The organism is Novosphingobium sp. TK46 (assembly GCF_055361525.1).
In genome coordinates this window covers 2,017,161-2,031,053 of the sequence record NZ_CM143963.1, presented here as the reverse complement: position 1 = coordinate 2,031,053, position 13,893 = coordinate 2,017,161, and the positions used below count along the sequence as shown (strand labels likewise).

Here is a 13,893-nt window from a genome sequence, read left to right as displayed (position 1 = left end):
CGGGGTCGGATGATCGATGACCATCTACGGCGAATGTATTGGTGCGCGTGATCGCACGCCCGTCACCATCTCGGATCTTGGCGATCGGGAGTGCGAGATTCAGCTTCAGCCAAGCGCAAGCGCGGTCGAGGGCTTGGTCGAGCTATGGATCGGGGCGATCGGGCCATTGATGGTGATGGCCCAGAACTGTGGAGCCGGGCGTTATCGCGCGCGTTTTCGCGAGCCACTCGATCAACGGATCATCGCGCACTTCGCACGGGCCTGACCCATCCACGCGGCGGCGTCGCGGTTTCGAAACAGGCGGCGCGCGAATTAACTTGCCTCATCCGGCGCACGCGCCATGGTCAAAACCTAACGCACGCGCGTCAAACCGCGGTCGTCCGCGCAACATCGTTTCGTTTGGCCCTGGTGGTTTCGCCATGGCCCCTTGCAGACAGCTGAACCCGATCCACCACGCCGTGCCCGTTCGACCGATCTCGACCCTTCCGGCCAGACCGGTTGTCGCCGCTTGCCGGCGATCGATGATGGCACCATCGGCGCGTGCTCGATGATCGAACTGTACTACTCGCTTGCCGGCGCTCTCGTCGGTTTCCTGGTCGGTATGACCGGGGTCGGCGGCGGGTCGCTGATGGCGCCGATCCTGGTGCTCGGTTTCGGGTTCGCGCCGGCCATGGCGGTTGGCACGGACTTGTGGTTCGCCACTTTCACCAAATGCGTCGGCGGACTGGTGCACCGGCGGTTCGGCTCTCCGGACTGGAAGGTGATCGGCCGCCTCGCCATGGGAAGCGTGCCTGCGGCAATCGTGACCTTGATGTATCTCGGCTTCGTGGATGGTGGTCGTGTCAGCTCCGCGTTGCTGATGAAGCTGCTGGGCGGGATGCTGGTCCTCACCGCCATCATCGTGCCGGTAAAGCATATCATCCACGCGCCGGTCGCGCGTGTTCGCGCCCTTCTGGGCGACAAGCTGCGCACCGTGCAGTGGGCGGTAACGATCGCAGCGGGTGCGGTCGTCGGCTGCCTGGTGACGCTGACGTCGATCGGCGCCGGCGCCTTGGTCGCGGTGGTGCTGATGCTGCTTTACCCGCTGCGGCTCAATGCCAAGTCGTTGGTCGGCACCGACATCGTTCATGCCATTCCGCTGGCGCTGATCGCCGCGATCGGTCACTCGTGGCTTGGCAACGTCGACTGGGGACTGCTTGGGCTGCTGCTGATCGGGTCGATCCCCGGGGTCATCGCCGGATCGTTCGCAGCCGGGCGCGTGAGCGAAACCTGGGTTCGCCTCGCGCTCGCCGCCATGCTCGCCTTTTCCGGGCTCAAGATGTTGACGGCCTGAACTCCCCTCACTGCCCCGGCGAGCGACGTGGTTGCCAATCGTGCCTGCCGGCAACATAAGCACGCGACGGCGGAAGGACGCGCCGGACAGCCGATGGGGTAATCGATGAGCGAAACGTTGGACAGGCCTCCCGTCTTGGTGACCGGCGGCGCGGGTTACATCGGAAGCCACGCCGTGCTCGCGCTGGTCGATCGCGGCTGGCCGGTCTGCGTCATCGACAACCTGACGACCGGCTTTCGTTTCGCGATCCCCGAAGGTGTGACACTTTACGAGGGCGACATCGAAGATGCCGCGCTGCTGGCACGCATCTTCGCCGAGCAGAAGGTCGGCGCGATCATGCACTTCGCCGGGTCGGTGGTCGTACCGGAATCGGTCGAAAATCCGCTGAAATACTATGGCAACAACACCGCCAAGACCCGGGCTCTCATCGCCGCGGCGGTCGCAGCGAGCGTTCCACACTTCATCTTCAGCTCGACCGCGGCGACTTACGGCATTCCCGAGGTCTCGCCGGTGACCGAGGACAGCCCCAAGGCGCCGATCAATCCTTATGGCATGTCCAAGCTCATGACCGAGTTCATGCTGGCCGACACTGCCGCCGCGCATGCGATGAACTACTGCGCCCTCAGGTACTTCAACGTCGCCGGCGCCGATCCGCAGGCACGCACAGGCCAGTCGACCGCTGGTGCCACCCACCTGATCAAGGTCGCGGTCGAAGCCGCGTTGGGTAAGCGCGAACACGTAGGCGTGTTCGGCACCGACTTCGCGACGCCGGATGGTACCGGTGTGCGCGACTACATCCATGTGTCGGACCTTGCCGATGCTCATGTGCTGGCGCTGGAGGCGCTGATCGCCGAGCCCAGGCGATCGATGACGATGAACTGCGGATACGGACGTGGTTTCTCGGTTCTGGAAGTGCTCGATGCTGTCGATCGCGTCACCAATCGCACGATCTATCGCCGGTTCCAGGCACGTCGCGCCGGCGATCCCGATGCGCTGATTTCCGATAACAGCCGCATCAAGGCCACTTTGCCATGGATGCCGCGCTATGCCGAACTCGACACCATCGTCGGCCACGCGCTGGCTTGGGAGCGCAAGCTGACGCAGATGCGGGGCGAAGGCTGATAACGGACGCCGGAAGCGAGGATGGCCAAGCTCTACTTCTATTATGCCAGCATGAACGCGGGCAAATCGACCACGCTGCTGCAGGCGGACTTCAACTATCGCGAACGCGGCATGGCGACGATGCTGTGGACGGCGGCGATCGATGAGCGCGGTGGAACATATGCGATCGAGAGCCGCATCGGTCTTGGCGCCGATGCGCACCGCTTCGATGCCGCGACGAACCTGTGGGATGCGGTCTGCGCATCGCATGCCACGCAGCCGCTGTCCTGCGTGCTGATCGACGAAGCACAGTTCCTTACCTCGGATCAGGTGTGGCAATGCGCCAGACTGGCCGATTTCGCGGACATACCCGTCCTATGCTTTGGCCTGCGCACCGACTTTCGCGGCGATCTGTTTCCCGGTTCGGCAGCTCTGCTTGGCATCGCCGACAAGCTGGAGGAGCTCAAGGCGGTTTGCCATTGCGGCCGCAAGGCGACGATGAATTTGCGGACAGACGCCGAAGGCATCCCCGCCCACGATGGCGATCAGACCCTTATCGGCGGGAACGAAAGCTACGTCGCGCTATGCCGCCGGCATTTCAGCGAGGCGATGAACGGCTGGTCGGCTCTGGCGGTCTGCTGAAGCGGCGCGCCAGCTCAGCTCATGTCCCGGTATAACCGCGATACCATCTGACGAAGTGCGGAATGCCCACTTCGATCGGCGTCGTCGGGCTGTACCCCATGTCACGCGCGATGGCGGTGATGTCGGCGTAAGTGGCGGGCACGTCGCCCGGCTGCATCGGCAACATTTCGAGCTCGGCCTTGCGACCGCACGCATCCTCCAGCACCTCGATCATCCGCATCAGCTTTTCCGAACGGTTGTTGCCGATGTTGTAGATCGCGTGCGGTTTGGTGCTGCCGCCCGGCTTCGCCGATCCGTCGTCGACCGGCGGCTGGTCCAGACAAGCGACGACCCCCGCGACGATGTCGTCGATGTAAGTGAAGTCCCGCTGCATCTGGCCGTTGTTGAAGACCTGGATAGCCTGTCCGGCGAGCAGTCGCTCGGTGAAGCCCCATAGCGCCATGTCGGGGCGCCCCCAGGGGCCATAGACCGTGAAGAACCGCAGCCCGGTCTGTGGCAGACGGAACAGGTGCGCGTAGGTCTCGCTCATCAACTCGTCGGCGCGCTTGGTGGCGGCATAGAGCGATACCGGGTGGTCGGTGCGATCCTCGACCGCGAAGGGCAGCTTCTCGTTTCCGCCATAGACCGAACTGGAACTGGCATAGACCAGATGGGAGGTGCCGCGCGCTCTCCCCAGTTCGAGCATGTTCACGTGCCCGGCGAGGTTCGACCGGACGTAGGCATGCGGGTTCTGCAGCGAATAGCGAACCCCGGCCTGCGCTCCCAGGTGGACGATGGCATCGAACGCGTGCCCCGCAAGGCTGGCTTCGAGTGCGGCGTTATCGGCGAAATCGAGTTCGATAAACGTAAATCGCTCACCATGGTCCTTGACGAGCCCGGCAAGGCGATCGCGCTTGAGCTGCACCTGATAGTAATCGTTCAGATTGTCGATGCCGATGACCTTGCCGCCACGCTGCAGCAATGCTGCCGACACGGCGGCGCCGATGAAGCCGGCAGCGCCGGTGATCAGGACGGTGGATTGATGCGCAACCATGGGCCTCCGGGGTCTAGTGGCTCGGGCCTAGGTCGCATGCCAGAAGCGGGCAAGCCACAACTCCTCCAAAGCGGCCGCAAGAGCCGGTCGGCGCCCCCTCGCGGATGGACCTTGCGGAACGCCCTTGGCGGCCATTCGTCCGTGTCGGCTTACCGCATCGTCACCTTGAATTTGCGGATGGTCGCCTCCCCGCTGCCGCCCAGCGGCTCCACGCCGATGGCGGCGCCGTTGATCCACCAGTCCCCGTTGACCAGCCCGGACCGCCGCAGATAATCCAGCGCGGCCTTGCCCTCGAACGTCCCGGCGGTTCTGCGATCCACGGGAATGAAGGTGACGTAAGTGCCCGCAGACCCGCTCTGGTTGACGAAAACGGTCCATCTGACCCGATGCGAATCGATCACGCGACCAAGCGGCCGCCCGGTCCTCGCCCATTTGCGGGTAAACGCCGGCATATTCCAGAACCAGCCGATCTCGATCGTCTTTTGATCCGCGGCGCCCGGCGCTCTGGTCAGGAAAAATTCGCCCAGTCCGTTGAACTGCTCCGGGTTGCTGGAAGATTGCGCATCGTATGAAAAGGCGAGCGCCTTGAGCGATTTGACCTGCCGCGGCGCGACGCGGTTCCTGACCGCGCCGCCATCGTAGTTGCCCCAACCGACGTAGTTGTAGCCGAACACCCCGCACTTGTGGGACCGTCGCTCTGCCGCGGGCCAGCGCCAGGTCAGCTTGACGTTTCTGCCCGCAGCGAGATCGCCTTTGTCGTAGGAGATGGCGTTGTTGAAATCCCGCTCCGCCAGCAGCGACTTGTCGTAGCGCGTGCACCAGGGCGCGGCGTAGGTCATGAATTGCCCTTCGCTGGACCACTGGGAATCGCCCTTCTTCACCGTTTGGGCCGAAACGGACACACTCAGCATCCCAGTGCAAAGCAAAGTAGCGCAAAGCGTCTTGATCATGATTGCGTGGTCCACGTCGAGAGGGGGCGGGTCTTACGGCTGGCCGTCGAGCAGCGCGGCTAGACGATCGTGCGGAAATATTCGATCGTCTTGGCCAGGCCATCGTCCAGTTGCACCTTCGGCTCCCAATCGAGAACCGTCTTGGCCTGGGTGATGTCGGGACGACGCTGTTTGGGGTCGTCCTGCGGTAGCGGCAGGTACACGATGTCCGACTTCGATCCGGTGATCGCAAGCACCTTTTCCGCCAGTTCGCGCATCGAGAACTCACCCGGATTGCCGACGTTGATCGGCCCGGTAACGTCCTTGTCCGTATCCATGAGGCGCAGGAAGGACTCGACCAGATCGTCGACATAGCAGAACGATCGCGTCTGCGTACCATCACCGTAGATCGTGATCGGCTCACCCTTCAGCGCCGAGACGATGAAGTTCGACACCACGCGCCCGTCCGAGGGATGCATCCGGGGGCCATAGGTGTTGAAGATGCGCGCGACCTTTATTTCCAGACCATGCTGGCGCCGATAGTCGAAAAACAGCGTCTCGGCGCAGCGCTTGCCTTCGTCATAGCAAGAGCGCGGGCCGATCGGGTTGACATGCCCCCAGTAATCCTCCGTCTGCGGATGGACTACCGGATCGCCATAGACCTCGCTGGTGGAGGCCTGGAAGATCTTGGCGCCGGTCCGCTTGGCAAGGCCCAGCATGTTGATCGCGCCATGCACGCTGGTCTTGGTGGTCTGCACCGGATCATGTTGATAGTGGATGGGCGATGCCGGGCAGGCGAGATTGTAGATCTCGTCCACCTCCACATAGAGCGGCATCGTCACATCGTGGCGCATGAACTCGAAACGATCATGCCGTCGCAAATGGTCGATATTCTGCTTGGTCCCGGTGAACAGGTTGTCGACGCAGAGCACCTCGTGCCCCTGTTCCAGCAGGCGATCGATAAGGTGGGATCCCAGGAAGCCGGCCCCGCCGGTTACCATCAGGCGCTTACGAACGTTGTAATGACGCGCCATGCGGGTCCTTTCTTGAATGTTAGCCCTGCTTCTAACGAGCGATAAGGCTTAGGCCAATCATCTATACCGAGACATAACAACACCAAGCGGGCGTTGACCCGGGGCCTCGCCAGCGGCATGCACGCCAACAGGAAAGTGGGTGCGCGATATGCCTCGGGTCAGTGTCGTCATACCCACCTTTGGCCGAGCCGCATTGCTGCGGCGGGCGATCGAGAGCGTCTTGGCCCAGACGATGCCGGACCTCGAGGTGATCGTCGTAATCGACGGCCACGATCCGGCGTCGATCGCGTGCGTCGAAGCCTGCTCCGATCCACGCGTTCGCCATATCGCGCATGATTCGGGCCGCGGCCCCGGCCCGGCGCGCGACACAGGCGCCAGGGCGGCGCGATCACCCTGGGTCGCTTTTCTCGACGATGACGATCAATGGTTGCCCGCAAAGATCGAAAGGCAGCTCGCCTGCGTCGTCTCCAACCCACGCGCGCTCGTCACCACATTGACCGACGTGGTGATGCCGACGGGCACGTTCGTGCGCCCGCTCGTCCCTTACGCGCCCGACCGCCCGATCGACGAATGGCTGTTCGACCGCACGACATGGTTGAAAGGTGGCGTGACCTTCATCCAGACCTCTTCGCTGATGGTCCCGCGCGCCTTGTTCGACACGCTGCACTTCAGCACGTCGCACCAGCACGAGGATTGGGAATTCGTCATCCGGGCGATGAAGGAGCATGGCCATGCCCTGCTGACCGTGCCCGAGGTGCTGACGATCCATTACGACGATGCCCGTCCGTCGTTGAGCAAGCAGCGAAGCTGGCATCACTCCCTCGAGTGGATCGAGCGCCTGGGACCGTTGATCACGCCGCGTGCCTACAGCGGGTTCGTGTTGAACGAGATCGGACGCGCGACCGCGGAAAGCGGCCGGTATGAGGCGCTGCCCACCCTTATCAAGCGTGCCTTCCAGCGTGGCCAGCCAACTGGACGCCAGCTGTTCCGCGTAGCCTTGACCTGGGCCATGCCGACCGCCCTGCGCCGTCGCCTGCGCAAGCGCAGCGCGGATCCGGCAGCAAACGACCCGGTCCCGCAATGATGTGCGTTTTTGGTGTTATTGTATTCACCTTAAACGGGTAGATGCGTCTGCATCATGACTCTGCCCTCTGACCCCATGCCTTCACCCTACGAGATCGGACACGCGAACATGCCTCGGGTCAGTGCCGTCATCCCGACATTTGGCCGTCCGGAACTGCTGAAACGCGCCGTCGATTCCGTGCTGGCGCAGACGATAGCGGAGGTCGAAGTGATCGTCGTGATCGACGGGCACGATCCAGAAACGCTCGCCTATCTCGATGCCGAGACCGATCCGCGGCTGCGCTACATCGCCCACGATAGCAAGCGTGGGGCCGGACAGACCCGGGATACCGGTGCGGACGCCGCCCGTGCGCACTGGGTCGCTTTCCTCGACGACGATGACGAGTGGCTGCCCGAAAAGCTGGAGCATCAGCTCGCACTGGCTCCAGCGGACGGACGCGCCGTCCTGATGACCCGGTCGCGGGTCGTCACGCCGCAAGGAGAGTTCATCCGGCCACTGGCCTTGTACGACGGATCCTTGCCGGTCGACGAGTGGCTGTTCGATCGCACCACCTGGCTCAGCGGTGGGCAATCGTTCGTCCAGACATCGTCGCTGATGTTCCCCAAGGCCATGTTCGACACCCTGCGCTTTCGCGATACGCATCAGCACGAGGAGTGGGAGCTGGTCATTCGCGCGGTCAAGCAGTTGGGCTATCCGCTGCTGACAGCGCCCGGCGCGCTCGTGATCCACTATGCCGGGCAACCTCGCCCACGATTGAGCCACAGCTACACCTGGAAGGTTTCGGTCGAGTGGGCACGGGGGCTGAAAGACTACTTCACGCCGAAGGGCTACAGCGGCTTCATCCTGTCTCACGTCGGGCAGAGTGCCGCCAAGCTTGGCCAGTACGATGCCCTCCTGCCGCTGGTCCGCGAATCGTTTCGCGCAGGGCGACCCACCTTGCGCCAGCTGTTTCGCTATGCGGTCTGCTGGGCGGTTCCCGTTCCCGTCCTATTGCGCCTGCGGGCCATGGTTCAGGGCGAACGCAAACGTATCCGCAGCGGCCAATCATAATCGCGCTCCGTACCGTGATCGCCGGGAACGTAGTTAAACGATTTTTAACAGCAGCGTAGCTAAACACACCCGCATGACCTGAGAGATCGGCGCAGACGTGCGGCGCCATCCGGGCTCCCTCATCCTGCGTGGAACTGCCAGATATGCGCGATTCGACCGAGCTGACCGTTGCCCTCACGCGCTTTCGCCCAGCCCTGCTGACGATCGTCGGCCTCAGCGCGCTGCTGAACATCCTCCTGCTCGCAGGATCGATCTACATGATGATGGTCTACGACTCGGTCCTGCCCAGTCATAGCATTCCGACGCTGATGGCGCTCCTCGCGCTGCTGGTCGTGGTCTATGTGTTTCAGGGGTATTTCGATGCGATCCGTTCGCGCATGCTGAGCGATATCGGCAGCGCTCTCGACCGGCGCCTGTCCGGCCGGGTTCAGCAGATCATGCGCCACATCGGCTTGCGTGGTGGTGCCGGTGCGGTCGATCCGCTGACGCCGATGCGCGATCTCGACAGCGTGAGAACCTTCCTGGCAGGTCCGGGACCGGCGGCGCTAATCGACATGCCGTGGATGATCATCTTCCTCGGCTTCCTGTTCATGCTCCACGTCTGGCTAGGCGTCACCGCGCTGGCCGGAGCGGTGATCCTGGTTGGCCTGACCGTCCTGACCAATCGCGCCACGCGGTCGTCCTCGGAAGAGCTGCGCGTCACGTCGTCGCGTCGTTATTCGCTGGTGGAAACCCAGTTGCGCCACGTCGAGGTCATCGCCGCCATGGGAATGCAGCAACGGCTCGGCGCGCGCTGGGACGCCGTCAACCAGGCCTATCTCACCACCAATGGCCGCTTGTCGCAAAGCATCACCAAGCTTGGCGGGATGAGCAAGATCTTCCGCACCTTCCTCCAGTCGGCGCTGCTGACGGTCGGAGCGCTGCTGGTCATCGACGGCAAGGCGAGCGGCGGCATCATCTTCGCGTCGTCGATCCTTGCCGGTCGCGCACTGGCGCCGATCGACCAGGCGATCGCCAATTGGCGCGGCTTCGCCCAGGCCCGCGCCAGCTGGACACGCCTTGGCCAGTTGCTGCGCGCCGTTCCCGCAACCGAGCCGCTGGCGGTTGCCCTTCCCGCGCCCAAGCGCTCGCTCGACGTGCAAGAGCTGAGCCTTGCTCCTCCGGATCTCCAGCGCCTGACCGTAGCCAACGTCACGTTCGCACTCCAGGCCGGAAACATATTGGGGATCGTCGGGCCGAGCGGCGCGGGCAAGTCGTCGCTCGTCCGGGGCCTGACCGGGATCTGGGCGCCCGCGCGCGGTTCGGTCGCGCTCGACGGGGCGCCGCTCGAGCAATGGGATGCCGAACGGCTGGGCAGCTTCATCGGCTATCTGCCGCAATCCGTCGAACTGCTCGAAGGTACGGTCGCGGAGAATATCGCACGGTTCGACCCTGAGGCCCGTTCGGATGCGGTCATCGCCGCCGCGCAGGCGGCGGGCGTCCATGACCTCATCGTCAAGCTGCCCAACGGCTACCAGACCGCGCTCGGGGACAATGGCGCCGCCCTTTCGGCAGGGCAACGCCAGCGCCTGGGGCTGGCTCGCGCGCTTTATGGCGATCCGTTTCTGGTCGTCCTGGACGAGCCCAACTCCAATCTCGACAGTGACGGAGAAGACGCTCTGGAAACCGCGATCGCCGGGGTCGGCGCAAGGGGGGGCATCGTCGTCGTGATCGCCCATCGCTCGGCGGCGCTGTCGCAGGCAACCCACATCCTCATGATGAGCGAAGGCGTCGTCCAGCGCTTCGGTCCGCGCGAAGTCGTATCGCGCCCAATGGGCCCGCCCGTGGCCTTCCAGGGCCGGCCCAGCCACGCAGCGATCAACAAAGGCAACTGATCCCATGGCAACCGTTGCAAACGCTTCCACCAGCTTCGATCCCGAAGCCGATATCCGGCAGCTCGTCCGCAATTCGAAGATCGGCCTCGTCGGCTTCCTCGCGCTGGCGGTCGGAGCCGGAACGCTGATCCCCATCGGCGGCGCGGTCATCGCATCGGGTCAGCTCGGCACCGAGACGCATACCAAGCGAATATCGCATCCCATCGGCGGCACCATCAAGCAGATCTTCGTCAAGGAAGGCGATCACGTCGCCGCCGGTGCCCCGCTGATGCGCTTCGACGATACGGTCTCGACGGCGGAAAGCGATCTGTCGTCGCTGTCGGTGGACCAGTTGCTCGCGCAGCGCGCGCGGCTGGAAGCGGAACGGGTCGATGCGGGCGCGATATCGTTTCCCGCGGCCTTGATGGACGGTCATCCCGGCGCCGAGCAGGCGATGGACGAAGAGCGGCGCCTGTTCACCATCCGCCAGGTCGAGGCTTCGGCGATGCGCGAGCAATTGCGTTCGCGCATCGCGCAACTCGGTCAGCAGATCGGCGGCTATCACGCGCAGATCGGCGCCCTGCGCAAACAGCAGACACTGATCGATCCGGAACGCGAGAACATGCAGGCCCTCTACAAGCGCGGCCTGGTCACGCTGTCACGCCTGAACCAACTCGAACGCACCTCGGTGGATGCAGATGGCAGCGTCGCCATGTTGCAGGCCCAGATCGCGCAGACCCGTGGCAAGATCAGCGAGACGCGCGAACAGCTGCTGCAGATGAACCAGACCCGGCGCAGCGACGCGGGGACGCAGCTGGCATCGCTCAATTCTCAGCTCAACGAACAGACGATGCGCAACATCAGCGCGCGCGACATCAAATACCGCTCGCTGATCCGGGCGCCTTACGCAGGCGTGGTCAACAAGATCTCGTTCTTCACGCTGGGCGAAGTCGTCCGCCCGGCCGAGCCGATCATGGAGATCGTACCGGACAAGGACCGCATGACGGTGGAAGTGCAGATCAATCCGACCGATGTCGAACAGGTCCAGAGCGGCGCCAAGGCACGCGTCCGCTTCAGCAGCCTCAATTCGACCGCCACGCCGGAAGTGACCGGTGTGGTTACCCTGGTCGCGCCCGATCGCACGACCAATCCGCAGACGGGCCAAAGCTATTTCGCGGCACGGGTCGCGGTCGATCCCAAGGACATCGCCCGCCATCGCGAGTTGGCGCTGCGCGTCGGGATGCCGGCGGAAGTGTTCATCGAGACCGGCGACCGTTCGATGATGTCGTACCTGACCAAGCCTCTGCGCGACCAGTTCGCGCGCGCCTTCAGGGACAACTAGGGCCGCACCGCCGGCTTGGGCGCTGGCGCCGGCACGGTGGGGTTCGCGCAAGGGTAAGTCTGTTTCAGGGCGACGACGATCACCGAGGCCGCCTGCCCCGAGCGATTGGACGGATAAGCGCCCACGTAAGCCAGAAAGGCCTGGCGCAACTCGCCTTGCGACAACCGGCCAACCTCGCAGAACTCGCGCTGGTTGAGCCAGATCTCGTAAGCGCGAATCGTGTCGCGAACCGCCGCGACATAGGAGAAGCAATAGGTGATGCTCGCGGTCGCGCTTTCATGGCAGCGGTCGGCCAGTTCCCCGGCGGTCAGATAGCCCAGCCTCGTGGCATCATCGCCGGGCGACGCGGCGTGGGCGCTGGCCGCGCCAACACAGGTCAAGGCGCCGAAGAGCGCGCACACCAACTTCATACGGATCACGAAACCCAGGCGTCCTGCGTGGCACCATCGATCTTCACCGCACCCCGATCGGTCGCGATGATCTCGCGTTCCGTGCCTTCGAGATACAGCGCGGTCAGCACACCACTCTCGTAGGCGCCGGTGTCGATGCCGATACGATTGGGGCGCAACTCGACGTTTTCGGAAACGGTGTGGCCATGAACGATCACCGCCGGGTGCGGTGTCGAATCCTCGAGGAACTGATCGCGAATCCACAGCAAATCGTCGCGCGACTGTCGCTTCAGCGCGACGCCGGGACGTATCCCGGCATGACAGAAGAAATAATCGCCGGACTGGGCGGTGAGCGGCAGGTTCTCGACCCATGTCAGCAATTCGGGCGTGATCTCCCGCTTGATGCGCGCGATCACAGCGTCCTCATCATCACCACGCTCGGGTGGCGTGATCCCGAGGCTCTCGAGCGTCTGCCTGCCACCGGTGCGCATCCAGGCGCGCAACATGCCCTTTTCACCCGACAGGGCGCGCAGCAGCAGGTATTCGTGGTTTCCTTGCAGAACCACGAAGCGATCCGTCTTCTGCTGCGCGGCGTAGGCAAAACGCAGAACGCCGGCGGACTGGGCACCGCGATCGATGAGATCGCCCAGCTGGATGATATGCAGATTGCCAGCCTGCGGCAGGGACTCCGAGTGCGCCTCGATCCGGTCGAGCAGTTCGGCGAGCAGATCAAGCCGGCCGTGGACATCGCCGATCGCGTATATGCGATCGCCCACCTGGGTCGATGGCTTGTCGATCGTCTTTTTCTTACCGAAACCTAGCACGAGTGGTCGCTCCTTGAATCACCTCTCTTACACGGTCTTGCTTAGCGACACCTGAACTTATCCGCATCGTCGCCGCGTGATAAGCGATTTGCCGTGGTAAAGCCGCCGTGCCTGCAGGTCAGGACCGCTCCGGCGCCGATGGCTGGCCGCTTTGAACCGATGCCGGTCGCCCCCGCTTGGCGAGAACTTTGATCAGCGGCGCCTCGACAAGGTAATGCACCGCGATCCCGACTACGATCGCGGATGCCACGCATAAAGGATAAAGCAGCTCGACCGGAGTTCCCGGCGCGATCCGCAGCGCCAGGGCAAAGTCGATCAGCAGCACCGGGTTATGGACGAGGTAGATCGAGAACGTCGCGTTACCCAGCACGACGCCGGTACGCGTCAGCCAACCAATGCCGGCCGGCGTGATGAGCGCGAGCCAGACGGTAACGGCACTGCACGCGGTCCAGCATAAAGCGCGGACGAGATCGTCGCCGATGCGCACGTTCTCGATGAAGAGCGTGGACAGGATGACGGCCAACAAGACGACGTAGAGGCCCCCTGCCAGCCGGGGACGCACGATCGCATGGCTGCGCAGCTGCAACAGCCCGAGGCCATATCCCGCAGCGAACTGGAGGTTCGCGCCGTTCTGCCCCCCCATGAATACCATCCGCGCCAGCTCGGACCAGCCCTCTCCCACCGAGGCTGGAGCCAACGGCGCCAGCCGAAGGAAGATGGCCGCAAGGATCGGCCCGGCGAACCACACGACCAGAAGCCACGTTCGACGCCGCCGGCCAAGCAACGCTACCGCGAACAGCAGGTAGAACAGCCATTCATGCCGCAAGGACCATAGGACGTTCGGCTTAAGCTCGCCGACAGGCCATAGCACCAGCGCCCGTGCCATCGCCGCCCATTCGACCTGATGAGTGCCCAGATAGGAAAGGACGTTGTAGCCGATCACGCACAACCACATGAACGGAAGGATGCGGATCGCACGGCGCCAGGCGAAGTCGGATGTCGCCAGCCGCGGCTCAAGGCGCTTGTCGAGCGATACGTACGCGATGATGAAGCCGCTGATGACGAAAAAGATCGCGACACCGAATTCGCCGGTCAGTTCGAAACCGAACGGACTACGCGAAAAGAACTCCGGGTGACTCATCATCGTGTTGGTGTGCGACAGAACGACCATCGCCGCCGCCACGCCCCGCAGCAGCTGGATTCCCGGAAGAAGATCGCGCGCCTTTGCCCGGGTCATGCGTTATGATCAGCGGGGTTCGTTATGGTCATACCAGCCTCT

14 protein-coding genes are annotated in these 13,893 nt (G+C 63.7%); 8 read left to right on the top strand and 6 right to left on the bottom strand.

Features of this window, described 5'->3' with window-relative positions:
* Window positions 1–16 precede the first annotated feature (16 nt).
* From ACXJ1Z_RS09760 to ACXJ1Z_RS09745, 4 genes are all read left to right on the top strand, one after another.
* Window positions 17–265, top strand: coding sequence for a hypothetical protein (locus ACXJ1Z_RS09760; RefSeq protein WP_463776317.1), 249 nt, complete (start codon window positions 17–19; stop codon window positions 263–265).
* A 162-nt stretch (window positions 266–427) separates the two neighbouring features.
* Complete coding sequence (locus ACXJ1Z_RS09755) at window positions 428–1,333, top strand: sulfite exporter TauE/SafE family protein (RefSeq protein WP_463776315.1); 906 nt, start codon at window positions 428–430, stop codon at window positions 1,331–1,333.
* Window positions 1,334–1,438: 105 nt separating this feature from the next.
* Complete coding sequence (gene galE, locus ACXJ1Z_RS09750; RefSeq protein WP_463776313.1) at window positions 1,439–2,455, top strand: UDP-glucose 4-epimerase GalE; 1,017 nt, start codon at window positions 1,439–1,441, stop codon at window positions 2,453–2,455.
* Between the two features lie 21 nt (window positions 2,456–2,476).
* Window positions 2,477–3,076: a thymidine kinase gene (locus ACXJ1Z_RS09745; protein WP_463776312.1), complete on the top strand. Its 600-nt coding sequence runs from the start codon at window positions 2,477–2,479 to the stop codon at window positions 3,074–3,076.
* 19 nt (window positions 3,077–3,095) lie between these two features.
* Here the strand turns inward: ACXJ1Z_RS09745 and ACXJ1Z_RS09740 are convergent, their stop codons facing one another.
* The 3 genes from ACXJ1Z_RS09740 to ACXJ1Z_RS09730 form a co-directional block, all read right to left on the bottom strand.
* Complete coding sequence (locus ACXJ1Z_RS09740) at window positions 3,096–4,109, bottom strand: NAD-dependent epimerase/dehydratase family protein (RefSeq protein WP_463776311.1); 1,014 nt, start codon at window positions 4,107–4,109, stop codon at window positions 3,096–3,098.
* Window positions 4,110–4,258: 149 nt separating this feature from the next.
* Window positions 4,259–5,020, bottom strand: coding sequence for a hypothetical protein (locus ACXJ1Z_RS09735; RefSeq protein ID WP_463776309.1), 762 nt, complete (start codon window positions 5,018–5,020; stop codon window positions 4,259–4,261).
* 98 nt (window positions 5,021–5,118) lie between these two features.
* The gene (locus tag ACXJ1Z_RS09730) at window positions 5,119–6,072 is read right to left on the bottom strand and encodes a UDP-glucuronic acid decarboxylase family protein (RefSeq protein WP_463776308.1); all 954 of its coding nucleotides are present in this window, start codon (window positions 6,070–6,072) and stop codon (window positions 5,119–5,121) included.
* Between the two features lie 148 nt (window positions 6,073–6,220).
* Between ACXJ1Z_RS09730 and ACXJ1Z_RS09725 the strand changes: the two genes are divergently transcribed.
* From ACXJ1Z_RS09725 to ACXJ1Z_RS09710, 4 genes are all read left to right on the top strand, one after another.
* On the top strand, window positions 6,221–7,156 hold the full coding sequence (locus tag ACXJ1Z_RS09725) for a glycosyltransferase family 2 protein (RefSeq protein ID WP_463781220.1): 936 nt from the start codon (window positions 6,221–6,223) through the stop codon (window positions 7,154–7,156).
* Between the two features lie 108 nt (window positions 7,157–7,264).
* The gene (locus ACXJ1Z_RS09720; protein WP_463776306.1) at window positions 7,265–8,206 is read left to right on the top strand and encodes a glycosyltransferase family 2 protein; all 942 of its coding nucleotides are present in this window, start codon (window positions 7,265–7,267) and stop codon (window positions 8,204–8,206) included.
* Between the two features lie 143 nt (window positions 8,207–8,349).
* Complete coding sequence (locus tag ACXJ1Z_RS09715) at window positions 8,350–10,080, top strand: type I secretion system permease/ATPase (protein ID WP_463776305.1); 1,731 nt, start codon at window positions 8,350–8,352, stop codon at window positions 10,078–10,080.
* Between the two features lie 4 nt (window positions 10,081–10,084).
* Window positions 10,085–11,401: an HlyD family type I secretion periplasmic adaptor subunit gene (locus ACXJ1Z_RS09710; protein WP_463776303.1), complete on the top strand. Its 1,317-nt coding sequence runs from the start codon at window positions 10,085–10,087 to the stop codon at window positions 11,399–11,401.
* On the opposite strand, the gene ACXJ1Z_RS09705 is transcribed toward ACXJ1Z_RS09710, so the two are convergent.
* From ACXJ1Z_RS09705 to ACXJ1Z_RS09695, 3 genes are all read right to left on the bottom strand, one after another.
* A complete protein-coding gene (locus ACXJ1Z_RS09705) occupies window positions 11,398–11,811 on the bottom strand; it encodes a Rap1a/Tai family immunity protein (protein ID WP_463781219.1) in 414 nt (137 codons plus the stop codon). The genes ACXJ1Z_RS09710 and ACXJ1Z_RS09705 overlap by 4 nt on opposite strands.
* A gap of 5 nt (window positions 11,812–11,816) precedes the next feature.
* The gene (locus tag ACXJ1Z_RS09700) at window positions 11,817–12,614 is read right to left on the bottom strand and encodes a metallophosphoesterase family protein (RefSeq protein ID WP_463776302.1); all 798 of its coding nucleotides are present in this window, start codon (window positions 12,612–12,614) and stop codon (window positions 11,817–11,819) included.
* Between the two features lie 118 nt (window positions 12,615–12,732).
* Complete coding sequence (locus ACXJ1Z_RS09695) at window positions 12,733–13,851, bottom strand: acyltransferase family protein (protein ID WP_463776300.1); 1,119 nt, start codon at window positions 13,849–13,851, stop codon at window positions 12,733–12,735.
* Window positions 13,852–13,893: the final 42 nt, after the last annotated feature.